16 protein-coding genes are annotated in these 21,185 nt (G+C 72.4%); 14 read left to right on the forward strand and 2 right to left on the reverse strand.

The features are described 5' to 3' along the window. The 12 genes from PUR26_RS06560 to PUR26_RS06615 all read left to right on the forward strand — a co-directional run bounded on the left by PUR26_RS06560 (nucleotide 1) and on the right by PUR26_RS06615 (nucleotide 15,664). Nucleotides 1-2,106, forward strand: a complete 2,106-nt coding sequence (locus PUR26_RS06560; RefSeq protein ID WP_329870098.1) for a glycogen/starch synthase — start codon at nucleotides 1-3, stop codon at nucleotides 2,104-2,106. Then, entirely contained in the window at nucleotides 2,099-3,205 is a 1,107-nt protein-coding gene (locus tag PUR26_RS06565) for a sugar phosphate nucleotidyltransferase (protein WP_329870099.1), read from the forward strand. The genes PUR26_RS06560 and PUR26_RS06565 overlap by 8 nt, the downstream gene beginning before the upstream one ends. Beyond that, nucleotides 3,198-4,226 (forward strand): ROK family protein, encoded by a 1,029-nt coding sequence (locus PUR26_RS06570; protein WP_329870101.1) that lies wholly within the window; start codon nucleotides 3,198-3,200, stop codon nucleotides 4,224-4,226. Before PUR26_RS06565 ends, PUR26_RS06570 begins: the two co-directional genes overlap by 8 nt. Further along, nucleotides 4,223-5,110: a sugar nucleotide-binding protein gene (locus PUR26_RS06575; RefSeq protein ID WP_329870103.1), complete on the forward strand. Its 888-nt coding sequence runs from the start codon at nucleotides 4,223-4,225 to the stop codon at nucleotides 5,108-5,110. Before PUR26_RS06570 ends, PUR26_RS06575 begins: the two co-directional genes overlap by 4 nt. Then, nucleotides 5,107-5,658, forward strand: a complete 552-nt coding sequence (locus PUR26_RS06580; RefSeq protein WP_329870105.1) for an NUDIX hydrolase — start codon at nucleotides 5,107-5,109, stop codon at nucleotides 5,656-5,658. The genes PUR26_RS06575 and PUR26_RS06580 overlap by 4 nt, the downstream gene beginning before the upstream one ends. Then, entirely contained in the window at nucleotides 5,655-6,485 is an 831-nt protein-coding gene (locus tag PUR26_RS06585; RefSeq protein WP_329870107.1) for an HAD family hydrolase, read from the forward strand. The genes PUR26_RS06580 and PUR26_RS06585 overlap by 4 nt, the downstream gene beginning before the upstream one ends. A 15-nt stretch (nucleotides 6,486-6,500) precedes the next feature. Further along, nucleotides 6,501-8,639, forward strand: a complete 2,139-nt coding sequence (gene malQ / locus PUR26_RS06590) for a 4-alpha-glucanotransferase (protein ID WP_329870109.1) — start codon at nucleotides 6,501-6,503, stop codon at nucleotides 8,637-8,639. 500 nt (nucleotides 8,640-9,139) lie between these two features. Next, nucleotides 9,140-10,108, forward strand: a complete 969-nt coding sequence (locus PUR26_RS06595; protein ID WP_329870111.1) for an adenosine kinase — start codon at nucleotides 9,140-9,142, stop codon at nucleotides 10,106-10,108. Next, the gene (locus PUR26_RS06600) at nucleotides 10,105-11,601 is read left to right on the forward strand and encodes a GMC family oxidoreductase (protein WP_329870113.1); all 1,497 of its coding nucleotides are present in this window, start codon (nucleotides 10,105-10,107) and stop codon (nucleotides 11,599-11,601) included. The genes PUR26_RS06595 and PUR26_RS06600 overlap by 4 nt, the downstream gene beginning before the upstream one ends. Before the next feature lie 238 nt (nucleotides 11,602-11,839). Beyond that, complete coding sequence (locus tag PUR26_RS06605) at nucleotides 11,840-12,784, forward strand: aldo/keto reductase (RefSeq protein ID WP_329870114.1); 945 nt, start codon at nucleotides 11,840-11,842, stop codon at nucleotides 12,782-12,784. 288 nt (nucleotides 12,785-13,072) lie between these two features. After that, a complete protein-coding gene (locus PUR26_RS06610; protein ID WP_329870116.1) occupies nucleotides 13,073-15,151 on the forward strand; it encodes a radical SAM protein in 2,079 nt (692 codons plus the stop codon). A 63-nt stretch (nucleotides 15,152-15,214) separates the two neighbouring features. Beyond that, nucleotides 15,215-15,664, forward strand: coding sequence for a MarR family winged helix-turn-helix transcriptional regulator (locus PUR26_RS06615; RefSeq protein ID WP_443076989.1), 450 nt, complete (start codon nucleotides 15,215-15,217; stop codon nucleotides 15,662-15,664). 73 nt (nucleotides 15,665-15,737) lie between these two features. On the opposite strand, the gene PUR26_RS06620 is transcribed toward PUR26_RS06615, so the two are convergent. Together PUR26_RS06620 and PUR26_RS06625 are read right to left on the reverse strand one after the other, a co-directional pair. After that, complete coding sequence (locus PUR26_RS06620) at nucleotides 15,738-17,111, reverse strand: endo-1,4-beta-xylanase (protein ID WP_443076990.1); 1,374 nt, start codon at nucleotides 17,109-17,111, stop codon at nucleotides 15,738-15,740. A gap of 621 nt (nucleotides 17,112-17,732) precedes the next feature. After that, nucleotides 17,733-18,758, reverse strand: coding sequence for a LacI family DNA-binding transcriptional regulator (locus PUR26_RS06625; protein ID WP_329870118.1), 1,026 nt, complete (start codon nucleotides 18,756-18,758; stop codon nucleotides 17,733-17,735). A gap of 141 nt (nucleotides 18,759-18,899) precedes the next feature. Between PUR26_RS06625 and PUR26_RS06630 the strand changes: the two genes are divergently transcribed. After that, complete coding sequence (locus tag PUR26_RS06630; protein WP_329870120.1) at nucleotides 18,900-20,204, forward strand: ABC transporter substrate-binding protein; 1,305 nt, start codon at nucleotides 18,900-18,902, stop codon at nucleotides 20,202-20,204. Nucleotides 20,205-20,210: 6 nt separating this feature from the next. Beyond that, nucleotides 20,211-21,170, forward strand: coding sequence for a carbohydrate ABC transporter permease (locus PUR26_RS06635; protein ID WP_329870122.1), 960 nt, complete (start codon nucleotides 20,211-20,213; stop codon nucleotides 21,168-21,170). Nucleotides 21,171-21,185: the final 15 nt, after the last annotated feature.

Raw genomic sequence — 21,185 nt, forward strand, 5'->3', positions numbered from 1 at the left:
GTGCACATCATCGAGACGTACTTCGAATGCGGCGGCTTCGACCACCGCTTCCTGCAGGGCGGCATATCCGTCTACCTCTGGAACCTCTCCAAGGCGCTGGCCGACCAGGGTCACCGCGTCTCCGTCGTCACCCCGGCCCACGGCCGCCTCGACGACCTGCGCGGGGACTACGACCTGGAGACGCTCGACTACCACGACACATACGAGCTCCCGCTCGTCCTGGACCCGGGGACCTGGGGCGAACGCTTCCCGGCCGAGGTGCGGATCCCGCTGACCACCACCGCACACCGCCTGCGGCTGGACGGCGTCGACCTCTACTTCCTGTCCAACCAGCTGCTCGACGAGCTGCCGGACCGGTTCTACCCGCCGTACGGGAGCAAGGGCCACGACCTCGTCTTCTTCAAGCCGCTGGCCTACCAGGTCGACACCATCCGTTTCGTCCGGCACCGGTTCGCCGACGACAAGGCCGTGATCCACGCCCACGAGCCGTACTACCACTACCTGATGCCGGCGGCCTTCCGGAACGACCCCCGCAAGACGGTCGTGGGCACCGTGCAGAGCAACATGCCGATCACGAAGAAGGTCTACCGCCCCAAGGTGGAACGGCTGCTGACCTTCCTCGACGCCGGCGTGACACTCCCCGCCGAGGACGCGGACCACCCCCTCACCGAGCACGAGGCGGTGATGAGCGGCTACCAGCAGCTCACCCATCTGCACTACGAGTACGGCCCCGGACACGTCCGCGTGTACGACCTGGTGGCCGACCACGCCGACCTGGTCGACTTCCTCTCGCCCGGCCACCAGGACTTCTACACCGCCTTCGCCGACACCCCCTTCGAACAGCTCTTCACCCGGCTCCCGGTCCACGACACCGTGCGGCGCAACGCGCACAAGAACTTCGTGGGCGGCTGCGCCGTCGGCGACACCTGGACCGCCGGTGGACCGCCGTCCGCCGACCGGGCGTCCGTCCTCGGCGGGCTCGGCCTCGACCACCGGCTGCCGACCTTCTTCCACAACGCCCGCTACGCCGTGAACCACAAGGGGCAGACCGAACTGTTCCGCGCCGTCGACCGGGTCCTGGACGAAGGACTCGCCGCCAACTTCGTGCTGCGCTGCATCAGCGACGACGGGATCGACGACCCGTACGCCCACGAGGTGGCCGAACGGCACAAGGGCCGCGTCCACCTGGAATGGCGGCGGGTCGAGGAGCAGCGGATCGTCGCGTACGCCGCCTCCTCCGACTTCTGCCTCTTCCCGTCCAAGTTCGAGATGGACACCTTCCTCATCGCCCAGGGCGAGGCCATGGCCGTGGGCGCGGTACCGATCGCCACCGCCCAGCTCGGCATGGCCCACTTCGGGCACACGGCCGATCCGCTGGACGGCCCCGACGCCGCCGGAGCCACCGGCTTCGCCGTCAACCGCTCCTTCGCCGAGGACGACCCGCTGCTCGTCGACGCCCTCGCCCGGCGCATCCACCAGGCGGCGGCCCTGCTGAACGAGCAGCCCGAGCAGTACCGCAGACTGCGGGCCAACGCCATGGCGAACGCCAGGCGGTTCACCTGGGACCGGGCAGCGCGGCTGCACCTGGACGCCTTCACCCCGCTCTGGGAGGGACGGCGGCCCCAACCCGACGTCGCGACGATGCTGCGCCACGGCTGGTTCGACCTGTTGCCCCCGGAGGCGTACGACACCCATCGGGAGGAAATCGCGGAGGCCGCCGCCCGCCTGGGAGACGCCGACGCCTACCGGCGCTGCCGGGAGCTGGACGGCCCGGCCGCCCGCGCGCTGTTCGAAGCCGCCTGGGAGCGCGCCGACTTCGCCCGCTGCGAGCGGACCGCCGACAGCGATCCGGCCCTGCGGGCCCGGCTGCGGGGCCGCTGCACCGTCCGGGGCGGCCGGATCGTCTACCGCCTCCCGCACGCGGAGCGGGTCGAACTGGTCGAACCCGCCCCGGACGGTCCGGGCAGGCAGCCGGTGACGGTGCGACGGCTGACCCGCGACGGGACGGAGTTCACCGGTGCGCCGCCCGCCACCGGCCGGGAGCTGCACCTGTTGATCACGCTGTCCACCGGCCGCACCGTGTGGGACGTGGTCCGCCATGGCTGAGGGAGTGCGCGCCGTCCTCCTGGCCGGCGGCGAAGGACGCAGGATGGGCAGGCTGGGCCACGGCAGGCTCAAGCCGCTGGTGCCCTACGGCGGCGCCTGCCGGCTGATCGACTTCTCTCTCGCCAACGCCGACGCCTCCGGTCTGGAAGAGGTGCTGCTGCTCTCCCAGTACGAGGAGCGGCAGTTGATGGACGACCTCTACGGGACCTGGTGGCGCCCCGGCTTCCGGGTGCACTTCGGCCCCTACGACCAGGGGTACCGGGAGGGCGCCGGGCACCGGCCGGCGGGCCCGGCCGGGCCGCCCGAACGGGGCACCGCCGACGCCCTGATCCGCAAGGCCCCGTACATCTTCGGCCCGGACACCTCCGACGTCCTGGTGCTGCACGCCGACCACGTGTACCGCTTCGACTACGGCCCGCTGATCGAGCGGCACCGCCGTACCGGCGCCGCCCTCACCCTCGCCTACCAGCGGATCGAGCGCCGCTACGTGCACCTCTTCGGGATGGTCGAGTTCGACCCCTCCGGACAGCTCACCGGATTCGTGGAGAAGCCCGCCGAGCCGACCAGCGACCTGGTGTTCGCCGCGTTCTGCGTCTTCGACGCGGCGGTGCTGCACCGGTACCTGGAGAAGCTCGACGGCTCCCGCTGGCAGCACGACATCAGCCGGGACGTCATCCCCGCGATGCTGGCCGGCGGCGAGCGGATCCTCGGCCACGAAGTGCCCGGCCACTGGGAGGACATCGGAACCGTCGACCGCTACCACCGCTCCCACCTGGCCCTGGTGGACAGCCGTCCCTCGCTGCCGCTCGACCGGCTGCCCCGCACCGTGCGGCCCGGCGTGGCGCGCGGCCTCGTCGTGAGCGCACCCGGCATCGCACGCAGCGTGGTCCCCGCCGACCTCGCCAACCGGGGCCGGATCGAGCGGAGCGTCGCCTTCCCCGGCGTCCGCGTCGGCGCCGGCGCGATCGTCCGCCGCAGCGTCCTGCTGCCCGGCGCCACCGTCCCCGCCGGAGCCGAGATCGACTCCGCGATCGTCCTGGAGGACGGATCCGTGCAGCAGCTGGAGACCCCGTACACCCATGGAGGGGCCAGTGTCTGAACACGCCTGTACCGTCGTCGACCTCGGCGGCACCACCCTGCGGATCGCCCGTTACGACGCGGACACCGGCGCCGTCACCGACATCCGGCGCACCCCCACCGACGGGATGGCCCGCCACCCCGGCGCCCCGGTGCCCGAACTGCAGAACAGGGTGGCCGAGCAGCTCGCGTCCCTCGCCGCCGAGGCGGTCCGACGACACCGCAGCGGCGCCCTGGCCGTGGCCTTCGCCGGCCCCGTCACCGCCGACGGCCGGATCGTCACCGCCCCGACGGTCTGGGGAGCCCGCGGCGAACCGCTTCCCCTGCGGCTCCTGCTGGAGGAACGCCTCGGCGTGCCGGTGGTCGTGGTCAACGACCTGACGGCGGCCGTCTGGAGATATGTCGACACCCACGGGGACCAGGCGTTCTGCCTGATCACCGTCAGCTCCGGCATCGGAACCAAGATCTACCGTGCGGGAGAGGTCCTGCTCGACCCCGAGGGTCACGGCGGCGAACTCGGACACTGGACCTGCGACCCGTCCCCGCAGGCCCCGCTGTGCGACTGCGGCGGACGCGGCCACCTCGGCGGCATCGCCTCCGGCCGCGGCACGCTGGCGGCCGCCCGCCGTGCCGCCCAGGCCGACCCGGCCGGCTACGCCCGCTCGTACCTGGGCCTCGCCGCACCCGACGCCGAGCTGCTCGACAACCGGGTCCTGGTCGCCGCCGTCCGCGCGGCGGACACGTTCGCGACCGCCGTCCTGCGCGAGGGCATCGCCCATCTGGCCTCCGCGATCAACTCGGTCTTCACCTCCATCGGCGTGCGCCGCTACGTCCTCATGGGCGGCTTCGCGCTGGCCGTCGGACCCCGATACGCCGAGCTGCTCACCGAGGAGCTGGAACGCCTCGGCTGCTTCGGCCTGAGCCCACAGGACATCCGCCGGATGATCGTGCTCGGCGAGCCCGACGACGACCACGGTCTGATCGGCGCGGGCCGGCTGCTCACCGCCCGCGCCGCGGCCCGGCAGGCGGTGACGGTGACGTGACGCGCACCCTGATCGTCGGCAGCGGCTTCGTCGGCCGGGCCGTCGCCGCCCGGCTCACCGACTCGGGCGAGAACGCCGTACTGGCCTCCCGTCGCCCGCCGGAGGCCGCCACGGCCCCCTGGATCCCCCTGGACGCGGCCGACGCCGCGTCCTGCGCCCGCGCGGTCGACCGGGTCCGGCCCGACCGCCTCGTCCTGGTGCACGGCCCCTCCGACGTGACCTGGTGCGAGGCCCACCCCGAGCGGGCCGCCGCACTGCACACCGCTGCCACCGCCCACCTCACGGCCGCCGCACCCGGCTGCCGCACGGTGCTCATCTCCACCGACAACGTCTTCGACGGCAGCTCGCCCGAGAACGACGAATCCACTCCCACGGCCCCCGCCAACGCCTACGGCCGGGCCAAACTGCGCGCCGAGCGGATCGTCAGGGAGACGGCCGACGGCACCGTGCTGCGGGTCTCCCTCGTGTACGGCTGGGAGCCGCCGCACACCACCAAGTGGCTCAACTACTTCTCCGCCTGCGCCCACCGCCTCCGCCGGGGCGAACCGGTCGAGGCCCCCGACGACCAGTGGACGACCCCCGTCCTGGCCGCCGACGTCGCCGCGGTGACCGCCGCCGTCCTGGCCGCCGGAGCGCCTTCGCTGCTCCACCTCGGCGGCCCCGACCGGATCTCGCGCGCCGCCTGGGCCGAGGCCGTCGCCGACGGCCTCGGCGTCCCCCGCTCCCTGGTCGTACGGGTGCCGAAGGCCCTCGGCCGGTACGCCAGCAGACCGGTGAACACCTGCCTGACCAGCGACCGGCTGGAGGACTTCCTGGCCGCCCGGGGCCTGCGGGTGCGCGGTGTCGCCGAGGGCGTCCGGACGCTGCTGGAGGACGCCCCGTGATCCGCACCATCCGCTCCCGAGAGGTCTACCGCAACGCCTGGATGAGCGTCCGCGAGGACGACATCCGGCACCCGGACGGCAGCCCCGGCCGCTACGGCGTGGTCGACAAGCCCGACTACGCCCTGGTGATCCCGCGCCAGGACGGCCGGGTGCATCTGGTCGAGCAGTACCGCTACCCCGTCGGCGGCCGGTACTGGGAGTTCCCCCAGGGCTCCTGGCCGCAAGGACACCAGGAGGAGAGCCCCCTCGAACTCGCCCGCGCCGAACTGCGCGAGGAGACCGGCCTGCGGGCAGGCCGGATGACCCCTCTGGGACGGCTCCACGTCGCGTACGGCTACGCCAGCCAGGGCTGTCACGTCTTCCTCGCCGAGGACCTGATCCAGGGGGAGCCGCAGCGCGAGGCCACCGAGGCCGACATGCGCCAGCGCTGGGCCGGCCCCGACGAATGGCGCCACCTCGTCCTCGCCGGACACATCACCGACGCCGCCACCCTGGCCGCACACACCCTGCTCACCCTGCACACCCCGCATCCGGAGGACGGGCGATGACCGCACCCGGCCGCCCCGGTCCGACCGGTTTCACCGTCGTCGCGACCGACCTCGACGGCACGCTGCTCCGCGGCGACCTCAGCGTCTCGGCCCGCACCCGCAAGGCGCTGGCCGGCGCCGTCGCCTCCGGCGCCCGGCACCTGGTGGTCACCGGCAGGCCCGCACCCGGCTGCCGCAGCCTGCTGAAGCCGCTCGGCTACCGGGGCCTGGCCGTCTGCGGCCAGGGCGCCCAGCTCTACGACGTGGGCGCCGACCGGTTGCTCTCCTCGGCCACGCTGGACCGACCCACCGTCCGGAGACTGATCGGACGGATCGCCGAGGAGGCGGGACCGCTGGAACTCGGCGTCGTGACCGCGGGCATGTCCGGGGAGTTCCTGGTCACCCCGGGCTTCGCCGAGCGGGTCCGGCACGGCTGGCGCCTCGTCGAGGAGCCCGCCGAACTCTGGGCGCGGCCGCTGGAGAAGGTCCTGATCCGCAGCCGGGAACGGGACGACGACGCCCTGGCCGCCCTGGCCCTGCGGGTCTGCGAGCGGCGGATCAACGTCACCCACTCCGGCGAGGGCCTGGTCGAACTGCTTCCGGCCGGCGTCAGCAAGGCGAGCGGCCTCGCCGCGGCGGCCCGCAGGCTCGGCTTCACCCCGGCCGAGACCATCGCCTTCGGCGACATGCCCAACGACATCCCGATGTTCGAGTGGGCCGGCCACGGCGTCGCCATGGGCAACGCCCACGCCGAACTGCGGCGGCGCGCCGACGAGATCGCCCCGACCAACGAGGAGGACGGCGTCGCGGCGGTACTCGAACGCCTCTTCCCGACCGCCCCCCACTGACCGGAGAGCCGCGCGATGCCGCCCACCCCCGAACTGGCCGAACTCGCCCGCCTGCACGGCGTGGACACGCACTACACCACCGATCTCGGCCACCGGGTCGACACCGGCCCCGACACCCTGCGCGCGGTGCTCGCCGCCCTCGGTGTCGACGCCGCCACCCCCGCCGGCGTCCGGGCCGCCCTCGCCGAACGCCGGCACGCCCTGACGGCCCGCCTCCTGCCGCCCGTCGTCGTGCTCCGCTCCGGCCGGCCCCGGCCCGGCCTCTCCGTCCCGCCCGGCACCGCGATCCGGGTCCGGACCGAGGACGGCCGCACCCACCGGGTCGGCTCACTCGGCAAGGAGCTGGCCGACTTCCCCGTCGGCCGCCACACCCTGCACGCGACGCGCGGGGGGCGGTCCGAGGCCGTTCCGCTGCTCATCGCGCCCGAGCGGCTGCCCGGCCCCGCACACCGGGGCTGGGGCTTCCTCGTCCAGCTGTACTCGCTCCTCTCCCGCCGCTCCTGGGGCATGGGCGACCTCGGGGACCTCGCCGGTCTGGCCCGCTGGGCGGGCGGCCTCGGAGCCGACTTCATCCAGCTCAACCCCCTCCACGCCTATGTGCCCGGGCCGATGCCCGACCCCTCCCCGTACCGGCCCGGCAGCCGGCGCTACGCCGACCCGATGAACCTGCGGATCGAGACCGTCCCCGAGTACGCCGCCCTGGCGCCCGGCGACCGGGAGACCGCCGCCCGGCTGACCGCGGGCGCCGCCCGGCTGCGCGACGACGTGCTCGACGGGGACCTGATCGACCGCGCCGCCGTCCGTGACCTGAAGCTGCGTGCCCTGGAACTCCTGCACCGGGTACCGCTCGGCCCCGGACGGAGCGCCGCCTACCGGCAGTACGTCGCCGGCGAGGGGCCGGGACTGGACGACTACGCGACCTGGTGCGCCCTCGCCGAGGTCCACGGCCCCCGCTGGCGCTCCTGGCCCGCCGGGCTGCGCAGCCCCGGGGGGACGGGTATCGCCGCCGCGCGTCGGGACCTGGCGGACCGCATCGAGTTCCACCGCCGTGTCGCCTGGCTGGTCGACGACCAGCTCGCCGAGGCCCAGCGGGCCGCCACCGGAGCGGGCATGGCCATCGGACTGATGCACGACCTCGCCGTCGGCGTCGACCCCGAGGGCGCCGACGCCTGGAGCTTCCAGAGCTGTCTGGCGCAGGGCATGACGGTCGGCTGCCCACCCGACGACTTCAACCCGCACGGACAGGACTGGGGCCAGCCGCCCTGGCGGCCGGACGCCCTCGCCGAGGCCGGATACGGCCCCTTCGCCGAAGTGCTGCGCGGCACCCTGCGACGCTCCGGCGCACTGCGCCTGGACCACATCATGGGCCTCTTCCGGCTCTGGTGGATCCCGGACGGGGCCGGCCCCGGCCAGGGCACCTACGTACGCTACGACCACGAGGCTCTGCTGGGGGTGCTGGCCCTGGAGGCGCACCGGGCGGGCAGCCTGGTGATCGGCGAGGACCTCGGCACCGTCGAGCGGGGCGTCCGTGAGGAGCTCGCGGACCGGGGAATCCTCGGCACCTCCGTGCTGCGCTTCGAGTACCTCGGCGGACCGGAGCAACGTTCCGGCCCGCTGCCGCCCGAGCGGTGGCGCGGCGACTGCCTGGCCACCCTCACCACCCACGACCTGCCGAGCACCGCGGCCTGGCTGGAGGGCGCGCACGTCCGGCTGCACGAGCGCCTCGGCCTGCTCGGCGAGCCGTTGGAACAGGCCGCCGTGTCGGCCGCGTCCGAACGGGCCGCCTGGCTGGCCGAGCTGGACCGGCTCGGGGCGCTGGGGCCGGGGAGCGGGACGGTCCCCGGACGGGAGGCGCTCGGCCTGCACCGGTTCCTGGCGCTCACCCCGGCGAAGCTGCTCGGCGTCTGGCTCCCGGACACCGTGGGGGACCGCCGCCCGCAGAACCTGCCCGGGACGGCCGACGAGTACCCCAACTGGCGGCTGCCCGTGGCCGACCCGGACGGCCGGCCGCTCACCCTGGAGGACCTCGCCGGGCATGAGGGCCCCCGGGCCGTCGCCGAGCTCTACCGTGACCTGTCCGGCGCCCCGGACGGCCCCGGGGCGTGCCGGCCGGGGGCGGCGCCCGACGACGGGCTCTCCGACGAGCCCCGGTGACGGGCCCGGGTGCGGGGCCACGCGCCGGATTCCGGCGGACCCCCGCCCCTCGGGCCGGCCGATCCGCCGTTCGCCGTCCACGCCGCGGCCGACGGTCTTCCTGGCTGCCGTCCTACCCCGTCGCTCCGAGGTCCGCAGCATGTTTCGCAAGACTTGCGGGAAGATTCTGCAACTTCTTGCCACGATGCGGGCGGCCTGCTTGACTCACGTGCCGACAGGCACAGTTGACGGACGGACGGACGGACGGACGGACGGACGGACGGCTTGGTCGGTCGGCGCCGTCGGCGCGGTCGGCGTGGTCGGTCGGTGCGGTGCGGTGCGGTGGGTCGGTCGGTGTGGTGGGTCGGGCGGGCGGCGTGGCCGGTCGTGGAGATCCGGGCCGGGAGGCGCCGTCACGGATCCGGGGTGAACGCCGAGGATCGTCCGGAGTGGTCGAGCTGTCGTGTGCTGGTCGCCGAGTGGCCCGCCGCGGTCACACCTTTGGCCCGAGAGGAGCACCCATGAGCACCGAGACCGATGTCCTCGTCCTGGGAGGCGCAGGAGTGGACACGATCGTGCACGTTCCCGAACTGCCGTTGCCGTACGCCGACAGCTACATGATCCGGCCCGGGATCGAGACGCGGGCGGGACAGAGCGGCGACTTCGTCGCGCTGGGAGTCAACGCGCTGGGGCTGCGCACCCGCCACCTCGACATGATCGGTGACGACCACGAGGGCGAGCTGATCCGCGCGCTCCACCGCGACCGCGGTATCGCGCTCACCACGGTCCCGCTGCCCGGTGGCACCAAGCGTGCGGTCAACCTCGTGGACCCCGACGGACGGCGGCTGTCCCTGTACGACGACAGCCGCTCACGGGAGGCGGACCGGCTGCCCCCGGAGACGGTCCGGTCCCTGGCGGCGGTGAGCCGCCACGCCCACGTGTCCATCACCTACCCGTGCGCGTTCGCCCTCCCCGCCCTGCGGGAGGCCGGTCTGACCATCTCGACCGACCTGCACAACTGGGACGGCCTCAACGCGTACCACGAACCCTTCGCCCACGAGGCGGACCTCGTCTTCGTCTCCACCACCGCCCTGGCGGACCCCGAGCGCACCATGCGCCAGGTCGTGGAGCGCGGCCGGGCCGAGGTGGTCGTCGCCACCGCCGGAGCCGACGGCGCGTATCTCCTGGCCGACGGCGAACTGACCCATGTCCCGGCCGTCGAGCCCCCCGTCCCGGTGGTCGATTCCAACGGGGCCGGCGACGCCTTCGCGTCCGGCTTCCTCCTCGGCTGGCTGGCGGGCGAGCCGCCGTGGCGGTGCGGCCTGTACGGGGCCGTCGCCGGGGCCTACGCCTGCACCGTTCCGGCGACCAGGGTCGACCCGATCGGACGCGACCGGCTTCTCGCGCGGGCCGCCGAGCTGGAGTCCCGGATGTCCGCGCGGCCCGTCCGCGGCGGCTCGGTCGCTCCCGTCGCCGGGGGGCTCGCGTGACGGCCGTGCCGCGAGGGGCCGGATTCGACGTCGTGATCCTCGGCGGGGGAGTGGCCGGCTGTGTGCTGGCCGCCCGCCTCAGCGAGGACCCCGGACGGACGGTCTGCCTGGTGGAGGCGGGCCCCGATCACGGCGCGGACCGGCGGGCCTGGCCCCCGAAGGTGCTGAACGCCCGCGCCCTGCCCCGTGACGACGTGTGGGAGCGCCACACCGAGGTGCACCGCATCAGGGCGCGCATCCTGGGCGGCTCGTCGTGCGTCAACGGCTGCTGGAACACCTGGGGCTCGGACGCCGACCACGAGGAATGGGCGCGCGCGGGCGGTCCGCTGTGGTCCGCCGCGGCGATGGAGCCCTACCGCCGCCGGGCGGTGGAGCACATGGGCCTGCGGGAGGTCCCGGACAACGAGTTCTCGCCCTGGAGCCGCGCCGCGCTGGCCGCGGCCGCCGAACTGGGCTACGACCGGGTGGACATGGGTGCTCCGGGTCGCCCCGGGTACGGAACACCGCTGATCAACGCCGTCGACGGGATCCGCTGGAACGCGGCCCTCGCCTACCTCGACGCGGAGGTACGGTCCCGGCCGAACCTCTCGATCGTCGCGGAGGCCGTGGTGGCACGCATGGCGGTGCGCGGCGGCCGGGTCCACAGTGTCGACCTGGACGTCGAGGGAGGGCTCAGGACCGTCGTCGCCGGCGAGTTCCTGGTCGCCTGCGGCACCTTCGGCTCTGCCGCACTGCTCATGCGCAGCGGTATCGGGCCGGCGGACCATGTGCGGGAGGCCGGCATCCGCCCCGAGGTCGACCTGCCCGGGGTCGGGGCGAACCTCGTCGACCAGCCCGGTGTCTTCGTGCCGCTGGAGCCGACGGACGACCTGAACGCGGCCCTGGCCGCCAAGGAGGCCGCCGGAGACCTGTACGTCAGCCGGATGCTGATCAGGGCGGCCGGCGAGGGGTCCCCGGACGGCGGCTGGAACCTGCACATCCTGCCGTCCGCGGGCGATCCGCTGTTCGGCAGGCTGCCGCCAGGGCGGTACGAGGCCGGAATCTCCGCGTTCCTCATGAAGCCGGCCTCGCGCGGCCGGGTACGGCTGAGGTCCGCCGACCACACCGCACCTCCGGAGATCGACCCCGCGTTCCTCTCGGATCCGGAGGGCAGGGACGTCGCCGCCCTCCGGTCGGGCCTGCGGATCGTCGAACGCCTGGCCACTTCGGCCGCGTTCGGGCCGCTGGCGGGACCGGCGCGGGGAACGCCCGCACAGGACCTGCCGGATGAGGAACTGCGTGCCCGGCTGGGCACGTACTGGCACCCCGTCGGCACGTGTGCGATGGGGCCCGTGAGCGACCCGTCGGCCGTGGTCGACGGGGAGGGCCGCGTCCGGGGCGTGGCGAACCTGAGGGTCGTCGACGCCTCGATCCTGCCGACGGTCCCGGCGGCGAACACCCAGCTTCCGGTGCTCGCCGTCGCCGAGATGCTGGCGGACGCCATGACACGGTGACGCGATGACACGGTGACGCGATGACACGGTGACGCGATGACACGGTGCCGGGATGACGCGCACGACACGGATGAAGCGGAAGCACCGACGGACCGACCTGCGACAAGCACCGGCTTCGTCGGAAGGGACGTCAGGGCAGGCGTCGGAAGGGACGTCAGGGCAGGCGTCGGGAAAGACGTCGGGACAGGCGTCAGAAGAGACGTCGGGAGAGACGTCGCGAGACAGGGAAGGGACCGCGATGACACGACGGACCGGCACGGAGCACGGCCGGCTGCTGTACGGCTGCATGGGGCTCGGGGGCGGCTGGGACCGCACGCCGTACGCCGCGGCGGACATCGCCCACGCGCAGGCGGCGGTCGAGGCCGCCCTGGCCGCCGGGATCACTGCCTTCGACCACGCGGACATCTACCGGCACGGCAAGTCCGAGGCGGTCTTCGGCGAAGTGCTGTCCAGGGCGCCGGGGCTGCGGGAGGACATCGTCCTGCAGACCAAGTGCGCCATCCGGCTTCCCGACGGCGACCGGCCGGGCCTCTACGACCTGCGGGCGTCGAGCATCGTCCGGAGGGTCGAGGAGAGCCTCACCCGGCTGCGCACGGACGTGATCGACGTGCTCCTGCTGCACCGGCCCGACCCGCTCGCGGACCCGGAGGAGATCGCGGAGGCGGTCGCGTCCCTGCACGGGCAGGGGCTGGTGCGACGGTTCGGCGTGTCGAACATGGGCGCCGCGCAGATCGCCCACCTCCAGAGCCACCTGGACGTGCCCCTCGTCGTCAACCAGCTGGAGATGAGCCTGGAGCGGCGCGACTGGGTCGAGGCAGGCGTCCTGGTCAACACGCCCGCGGCGGCCGCGAACGGATTCCCGCTGGGCACGATCGAGTACTGTCGCGCCAACGGTGTGAGCCTCCAGGCGTGGGGCGCCCTCGCCCGGGGACGCTTCACCGGACCGGAGTCCACGCCGGCCGGTGAGCTGGTCAGGAAGCTCGCCGCGCGCAAGGACACGACACCGGAGACGATCCTCCTGTGGTGGCTGCGCAGGCACCCGGCCGGCATCGTCCCGGTCATCGGCACCTCCCGGCCGGAACGCATCCTCGCCTGCCGTGACGCGGTGGAGCGCGATCCCCTGCTCTCCCACGAGGAGTGGTACGAGCTGTGGGTCGCTGCCCGGGGCGCCCCGCTGCCCTGACCCGGGCCGGCGTGGTGAACGGGCCTGGCCGGCCCGGATCGTACGTCCGGCCCGCCGGCCCGGCCTGCCACCGGGGCTGCAACTCCTCTGCCCGGCAATCGCGTTGCGCGTACCGTTCCCTTCGCAAGAGCTTGCAGAATATTTCCGAACGATATTGCAGCGGCTGTGGGCGGATGGAAACATCAAGCCCGCCCCACCCGAACGCGTCCACGCCGGCCTTCCCGCACGACGACGAGGAACCGGATCCCGGCCCCCCGCTCGACCATGCCGCATGGATGGAGAGACAGCGTGACAGCCACCACGGAACTCACGACCACCGCCCCGCCCGGGCGCCTGCAGTCGGCCCGCTTCTACATCACCTTCCGCTGCAACTCGCTCTGCGGCTACTGCAACGTCTGGCAGGACGACAAGTTCAAGGGCTACCAGGAGCTCACCCCCGACCGGGCCCGCCAGATCCTGGACGAGCTCCACGCGCTGGGCGTGCGCTATGTCGACTTCACCGGCGGCGAGCCCGTACTGCACCCGCACATCGACGAGATAGTCCAGTACGCCAAATCCCTCGGCATGGCGGTGGAGATCACCAGCAACGGCATCCGGTTCGCCAAGCACATCGACGCGATCGTGCCGTACGTCGACACCATGAACGTCTCCCTCGACACCCTGCGGCCCGATCGCTACCGCGAGATCCGCGGCGTACCCACGCTGGACCGGGCCCTCGACGTCATCCGGCGCATCGCCGCCACCGGCTCCGACAACCTCAAACTCATCTGCGTGGTCACCCGCGAGAACGTGGACGAGGTGCCGGACCTGCTGCGCTTCGCGCACGACAACAAGGTCTCCATCTACTTCTCCGGCATGTTCGAGTACTTCGACGAGCAGGACACCGTCCGCGACGTCAACCGGACGGCGCGCAAGCTCAAGCTCATCGAGCAGAACGGCAAGCCGCTCGCAGGCCAGGCGCCGCGAGCGCACCGGATGGACGAGTCGGAGCCGACGGGCGGGGCCATCGCCGCCGAACTGCTGCGTCTGCTCTACCAGCCCTACGCACTGATCAACCTCCACTTCCGCAAGTACATGGAGACCCTGGACCCGACCGCGCCCACCGACTGCTACGCCAACAAGCGCATTCTCACGGTCGGTCCCGACGGGCGCCTGGTGCTGCCCTGCTACCACGCCTTCGACAACTCGCTGGAATGGGACCGCAGTCTCACGGAGCTGGTCCAGGACGAGGAGTTCCTCCGCGTCCGCGACGAGGAGGTGGGGCACCGGTCGGAGTGCCGGGGCTGCACGGTCTTCCCGTACATCGGGCTCTCCTTCAGCTACCGCTTCGACAAGATCTTCCTCTACCAGGCCCTGTCGGAGGAGATCTCCAAGATCAAGACGCGCTTCGCCAACCCCCTCCACCCCCGGCTCGACCTGCCCTTCGACGAGCTGCACCGGAGCTACGCGGAGCTGGAACGGATCATCGACGAGGAGCTGCCCGCACCCCGCCCGCCCGCGTCCTCCGACCACTTCTACCGCTTCGACGTCACCGGCTCGGGCATCGGCACCGACCTCGTCGCCGGCGAGATGGGCCTGGCGGAGCTGCTGAGCGATCACCTCAGCGAGTACTGCTGGGGCATCCAGCGCTCTCCGCACACCTGGATGCGCCTGGTCTACCGCGACCTCGTGCCCGCCCTCCGCGGCCTCGCGGACGACGGTCTGCTCGCCGCAGCCGCCTACGAAGACACGGTGGCGGACCTTTACGAGGTGCACCTGTCCTGGTGGAAGGCGTACATGGGCCGCTACTTCCGTGGCGGGGAGAAGATCGACACGACCGCGTCCACCGCGGTCCTCGCCCGGTTCCTGGAGCGGACCGCCACTCTGCTGCCCGACGGTCCCCGGGGCGCGCGCATCAGGCAGGTACTGCTGCACGCCGGCTGCGTGCTCGGCCTCCCGCCCCGGTCCCTCGCCCCGCTGGCGGTCGGCGAGCCGTTCCCCGAGGCCGCGTTGACCGCCAAGCACCTGCTGCTCATCGCCGCCGACGCCGACCTGTCCGCGTACGCCGCTCTGCTCCCCGCCGAGGCGGCCGAGCCGCTGCTCGCGGTCGCCCGGTCCCACGAGCCCGGCCCCGCCGCTCCCGCCACCGGCGACCATGGCGACCACGGCGACCCCGAGGTGGCCCGGCTCCTCCTGCACGAGGGCGACCTCGACCGGACCACCGCCGAACGGCTCGTCGACTCCGTGCGGACCTCCGTCCCCGAGCAGCGCCGCGCCGAACTGACCGAGCGGCTGCTCGCGAGCGAACTGCGCGCCCCGCACCTCCTCCGCCGGCGCGGGGAGGCCCTGCGTGTCCGCGCCGGCGTCAGCGAGCCGACGGCGCTGTGAACCGCGGCGGCTGAACGCGGGCGCGGGCCCGGGCGGTCCTCCGCCCCGGCCCGCGTCAGGCGGGTGCCAGGCCCCGGCCGGGGACGCCCCGGCCGGGGCCGCGTTCGCCGGATGGCCCAGGCGGGAGTGCCCCTGGACCGCGCGGCGGTGGCGCTCCTCCGGCAGATCGACGAATCGGAGCCGATGCGGCCCGGCGAGCCGGCGTCCCGGCCGACGGTGGAGGCCTCGCACGTCACCCGGCAGGTGCAGCAGCTGCGGAAGACCGGCCACGTGACCCGCGTGCCGGACCCCGAGGACCGCCGCGCGCAGCGCATTCGGCTCACGCCGTCCGGCCGGGAGGCGATCGACCGCGTGCGCGAGGCGAGTCGCCGGGCGATGGAACGGGCCCTGGAAGGCTGGTCGCCGCAGGGGCTCCAGCAGCTGGCCACGCTGTTCCACCGGATGGTCGACGACTTCCTCGCCTACGCCGCCGACGAGGAGGACGCCGGCGACCGGACGTCCGGCGGGCAGTGAAGCGGCGAGCGTCGAGGGCGTGACACCGGAGCGCCGGCGCCACGCCCTCCTCAGGGCCGTACGAGCCGTGCGCTCAGGAAGCGCTGCACGAGCCGAGTGCCGGGGCCGCGTTGTTGCCGTTCTTCATGACGGTGAAGCCGAAGCTCGTCGAGGCCCCGGGTGCCAGAGCGCCGTTCCCGTTCGGCCTCATGGTCATGACGTTGCCACTGCCGTCCCAGCTGGGCGTTCCGTTCCAGGTGGCGGACACCTTCTGGGGCGCGGTGACCGTGACCGCGACGGACCACCCGGTGATCGCGGTGCTGCCCGCCGTCACCGTCACACTGCCGTTGAAGCGGTCACTCCAGTCATTGGTCCTGCTGTAGGACACCGTGCAGGAGGCGGTGCCGCCTCCGCCGCCCGAGCCGCCGAGAGCGGACAGTACGGCGCTGTAGGCGGGCTTCTTGGTGTAGTTCCCGTCGAACAGCAGGGGAGTGCCGGAGGCGCGCCACGAGTACTTGTCCGTCACGCCCCAGACGGTGATGCCGGTGCAGCGGGACACGCCCAGACAGGCGTTGACCACGTTGGCGTAGCTGGTCGCCTGGGAGGCGCCGGAGCCCTCGATGTCCAGCTCGGTGATCTGTACGTCGACGCCGAGGTCGGCGAAGCGCTGGAGGTTCGCCCGGTAGTCGCCCGGCACGGGGGAGGCGCTGTTGAAGTGGGACTGGAAGCCCACGCAGTCGATCGGCACCCCACGTGACCTGAAGTCCCGCACCATGGCGTAGACGGCGTTGCTCTTCGCGTTGACGCCGTCGGTGTTGTAGTCGTTGTAGCAGAGCTTGGCCGCGGGATCGGCGGCGCGGGCCGTGCGGAACGCCTCCTCGATGAAGCCGTTGCCGAGCTTGTCCTGGAACGGGGAGCTGCGCCGTGCGCCGCTGCTGCCGTCCTGGAAGGCCTCGTTGACCACGTCCCAGGCGGCGATCTTGCCCTTGTAGTGCTGCATGACCTGGGTGATGTGGTTGTTCATCGCCGACCTCAGGTCCGAGGCGCCCAGACCGCCGACCCAGCCGGGCAGCTGGGAGTGCCATACGAGGGTGTGCCCCCGGACCTGCATGCCACGGCCACGGGCGCGGTCGACGATCTGGTCCGCCGCGCCGTAGGAGAACGAGCCCCTGTTGCTTTCCAGGGCGTCCCACTTCATCTCGTTCTCGGGCGTCACCGAGTTGAACTCGGCGTCGAGCGTGGCGGCGTACGGCGCTTCGCCCAGGTGGTGGGCAGCGACGGCGGTGCCGAAGTAGCGGCCTTTGTCGGCCGCCGCCGCGCCGAGCGTGGTTCCGGCGGCCTGCGCGGAACCGGAGAGGGCGGTCGCACCCGCCCCGGCGAGCAGGCCCGCCATCGCCAGGACCAGTGCGCCGCGGGCCCGAAAACGCCGATTCGGGCGCGTGCGCCCGGGTTCCATCGAAGTGCTCATCACGGTGTCGTCCTCTTCTGCGGGTGCCGGACGGCGTGCCGGCCGCCGGGCCGGTCGCGCGTCCGGGCAGATCGGTGTGCGGACCGTTCTGTCCTTCGCCGTGGCACGCCTCCGCGCCTCGCGCGGCATGGCGCGCCCGGAGGAAGGCGCATGTGCGTGCGGTGCGTGCGGATCCGAGTGGCCGGCCGGCCGTGCGACCGCCGGACGCGGGGCGGCCGGTGGCCAGGTGCCCGGCTCGGGCACTCGGGCATTCCGGCCGCCGCGGAGGTGGGGCCGTCATGCCTATGGAGCGATCGAAAGTTTCGGAGAATTCTCCGATTTGCTGCCGAGACAGTACGGCGGCCGTCCAGGCGGGTCAACCACTTCGGCGGCCTGTTCGCGTACACCCGGTCGCCCAGGGCGGCGCGCCCGGCCTTCCCGCGGGGAGGCGCTCCGGTGGCCGGACGCGGTGTCACCAGGGGAAGCCGGTTCTGGGTCGTGTCGTGGCGCGGGGCGGCGGACACCGGCCGGGAAGCAAGGATTTCGGGTGCGTGCCGCTCGGGGTCCGGGAGCCCGCGGCCAGCGCCGGCCGGCCTTCGGGGCGCCGCCCCGAAGGCCGGCCGGCGTCCGCGGTCGCGCCGCTCAGGCGTCGCCGGGCGGCGGTGCCGTGCTCTGGCGTACCACCAGTTCGGTGGCCAGCTCGATGCGGAGTGCGGCCTTGCCCGGGTCGCGCGGGCGCAGCAGCATCCGCGCGGCCTCCTCGGCCATGCCGCGCAGCGGCTGATGGACCGTCGTCAGCGCCGGACTCGACCACTGGGCGAGCGGTACGTCGTCGTAGCCCACCACCGACAGGTCCTCGGGGACGCTGAGTCCGCGCAGCCGGGCCGCCTCCAGGGCGCCGAGGGCCTGGAGGTCGCTGCCGGCGAAGATGGCGGTGGGGCGGTCCGGGCCTTCCAGGAGCTCCATGGCGTGGGAGAAGCCGCCCTGTACGTGGAAGTCGCCGAAGCGGACGAAGCGCGGGTCGGCCGTCAGGCCGGCCATCGCCATCGCGGAGCGGTAGCCGTCGAGCCGGGCCAGCGAGCACATCATGTCCTCGGGTCCCGTGATGATGGCGATGCGCTCATGGCCGCGCTCGATCAGATGGCGGGTCGCCGCCATGCCGCCGGACCAGTTGGCCGAGCCCACGGACGGCACGTCGGGTTCCGGGTCGCCGGCCGGGTCGATGATGACGAAGGGGATGGCCCGTGACCTGAGTTGCTTCTTCACGTTGTCGGGCAGCGTGGAGAAGACGAGGACCACACCCAGCGGGCGGCGCCTGAGCACCCCTTCCACCCAGTCGGGGCCGGGTGCGTGGCGGGTGCCGCTCTCGGTGAGGACGACGCCGGCGTTGTTCTCCTTGGCGACGTTCTCGACCCCCCGGATCAGCTCCATCGCCCAGACGCTCTCCAGTTCGTGGAAGACGATCTCGATGAGGGGTGCCAGGGGCGCCGCGTGCGTGCGACGGCGGTAGCCGTGTGTCTCCAGCAGGCGCTCGACCTTGCTGCGGGTGGGGCGCGAGACATCCGAGCGGCCGTTGAGGACCTTCGAAACTGTCGAGAGCGATACACCGGCCTGGGAAGCCACCTCGGCCAAGGTCACCCGGCCGTCCACATCGTCGTCTTCACGCATGTTCGAAGGATAGGTCACGCCCCGGCGGTAACGGTTCGGTCGCGCCGCCGCACGCCCGTTGACCCGCCATGGGAGCTCCTTTACTGTCCGGAGCTGACACCAGGTTTCGGTGTCAACCTCGAAACTTTCGAGAGGCAGACGATGAAGATACGTGCGCGCAAGCCCCGACTGCTGGCCGTCGGCGTGACGCTGGCCCTGGCCCTGGGTCTTTCGGCCTGCGGGGACGGCGAGGGGGGCGCCTCGTCCGGGGACGGGCGCATCCACGTCCTCGTCTACGGAGACGCCACCAACAAGGTGGAGAAGAAGCTGGTCGAGACCTTCAACAGGACGTCCGACGTCAAGGTCGTCCTGGACACCATCCCCGGCGCCGACTACCAGCAGAAGCTGCAGACGATCATGACCACCCCGCAGGCCCCGGACGTCTTCTTCAACTGGGGCGGAGGCAGCATCCGGCCGTACGTCCGGGCGGACCTGCTGATGCCGCTGGACGACTTCATCAAGAAGGAGCCCGGCCTGAAGGGCAACTTCCTGCCCTCGGTCTTCGACACCGCCGTCGTCGACGGCAGGTCCTACGGGGTCCCGATGCGCGGAACCCAGCCGGTCCTGCTGTTCCACAACAAGCAGGTCCTCGAAAAGGCGGGCGTGACACCGCCCACGACCTGGGAGGAGCTCCTCGGCGCGGTGAAGACCCTCAAGTCCGAGGGCATCACCCCGATCGCCCTCGGCGGAGGCGACAGATGGCCGACGCTGATGTGGTTCGAGTACCTCTACGACCGCGTCGCCGGCCCGGGCCTGTTCCGGAAGGCCCTTGAAGGCGACAAGGAGGCCTGGGCGGGCGCGGACAGCAGGAAGGCCCTGAGCATGATCAGGGAGCTGGTCGACGCCGGAGCCTTCGGCACCACCTTCGACTCGGTGAAGTTCACCGACGGCGGTTCCCCCGCGCTCCTCGCCACCGGCAAGGCGGGCTTCGAACTGATGGGCTCATGGGCCTACGCGACCCAGCAGGACGCCGACAAGGAGTTCGCCGAGAAGGACCTCGGCTACACCGCCTTCCCCGCCGTCACGGGTGGCAAGGGAGACCGGGCCAACCTCGTCGGCAACACCAACAACTTCTACTCGGTGTCCAGGAAGACCAAACACCCCGAGGCCGTGGCCGAGTTCCTGAAACTCATGTACTCGGACGGTTTCGTCCGGGAACAGCTGGCGGTCGGCAACCTGCCCACCACGACCAACACCGAGAAGTTCCTCGCCACCGCGGCCAACCCGGCGTACTCGGCCTACCAGTTCGACCTCGTCAAGAAGGCCCCGTCCTTCCAGCTGTCGTGGGACCAGGCGTACCCGCCGGCCGCCATCACCCCCATCCACCAGGCCGTCCAGCAGTTCTTCAACGGACAGACCGACGAGGGCGGCTTCATCCGGGCCATGCAGGCCCTCCCCACCGTGTGATCCCGCATGACCACACAGACCACACAGACCGCACGCGTCCGCCCCGCCGCCGTGACGGTCGGGCCCGGCGGCAGGCCGTCACGCACCCGCGTTCCCGAGGCGGGCCGACCGGGTGTCGCCTGGGCGCTCCCGGCCACGGTGTTCTTCGCCCTCTTCGCGATCGTTCCACTGATCATGGTCGCGGTGCTGTCCTTCACCAGCTGGAACGGACTGGGCACACCCAGGTTCGTCGGAACGGACAACTGGTCCGCCGTCTTCGGCGACCCCGTCATGATCAAAAGCATCTGGCTGAGTCTTCTGCTCACCGTGCTCGGTGTGGTGATCCAGACACCGCTGAGCATCCTGCTCGGCGTCTGGGCCGCCGGGCGGCAGCGCAACCGCGCCGTGCTGTCGGCGATCTACTTCGTCCCGCTGCTGCTCTCCGCCACCGCGGTCTCCGTACTGTGGCGGGCCCTGCTCGACCCGAACTTCGGGGTGCCCTCCCAAGCCCCCTGGCTGTTCGGCGACGGCAACCTCTTCGGTGACCAGGCGACGGCGATCGGCGTGCTGGCCTTCGTGAGCACCTGGCAGTTCACACCGTTCCACACCCTCATATACCAGGGCGCCGCACGAGCCGTCCCCAAGGTGCTCTACCAGGCGGCGGAGATCGACGGCGCCGGACGCTACCGGCAGTTCTTCCACATCACACTGCCGCAGCTGCGCAACGCGGTCATCACCTCGACCATCCTCATGGTGGTCGGCGGCCTCACCACCTTCGAGACGGTCCTCATCCTCACCCAGGGCGGGCCCGGCACCGACACCACGATCACCCCCTACCACATGTATCAAAAGGCCTTCAAGGGCTTCGACTTCGGGGCCGGCTCGGCCATCGCGCTCGTGCTGGTCGTCGCCGCGTCGGTCATCTCTCTGGTCATGGTGAAGCTCTCCGGCTACGACAAGATGCGCAGCTCCCTGGAGGGCCTGTGACCACGTCCCTGGAGG

The sequence above is a fragment of the Streptomyces sp. SP18CS02 genome (genome assembly GCF_036322365.1).
Lineage (GTDB): Bacteria > Actinomycetota > Actinomycetes > Streptomycetales > Streptomycetaceae > Streptomyces.

Excerpts from the sequence above, each read along its gene's own strand:
- PUR26_RS06630 (WP_329870120.1), top strand. The coding sequence starts at position 18,900 with ATGAAGATACGTGCGCGCAAGCCCCGACTGCTGGCCGTCGGCGTGACG.
- PUR26_RS06595 (WP_329870111.1), top strand. The coding sequence starts at position 9,140 with ATGAGCACCGAGACCGATGTCCTCGTCCTGGGAGGCGCAGGAGTGGAC.
- PUR26_RS06625 (WP_329870118.1), bottom strand. The coding sequence starts at position 18,758 with ATGCGTGAAGACGACGATGTGGACGGCCGGGTGACCTTGGCCGAGGTG.
- malQ (WP_329870109.1), top strand. The coding sequence starts at position 6,501 with ATGCCGCCCACCCCCGAACTGGCCGAACTCGCCCGCCTGCACGGCGTG.
- PUR26_RS06585 (WP_329870107.1), top strand. The coding sequence starts at position 5,655 with ATGACCGCACCCGGCCGCCCCGGTCCGACCGGTTTCACCGTCGTCGCG.
- PUR26_RS06565 (WP_329870099.1), top strand. The coding sequence starts at position 2,099 with ATGGCTGAGGGAGTGCGCGCCGTCCTCCTGGCCGGCGGCGAAGGACGC.
- PUR26_RS06620 (WP_443076990.1), bottom strand. The coding sequence starts at position 17,111 with ATGAGCACTTCGATGGAACCCGGGCGCACGCGCCCGAATCGGCGTTTT.
- PUR26_RS06605 (WP_329870114.1), top strand. The coding sequence starts at position 11,840 with ATGACACGACGGACCGGCACGGAGCACGGCCGGCTGCTGTACGGCTGC.
- PUR26_RS06635 (WP_329870122.1), top strand. The coding sequence starts at position 20,211 with ATGACCACACAGACCACACAGACCGCACGCGTCCGCCCCGCCGCCGTG.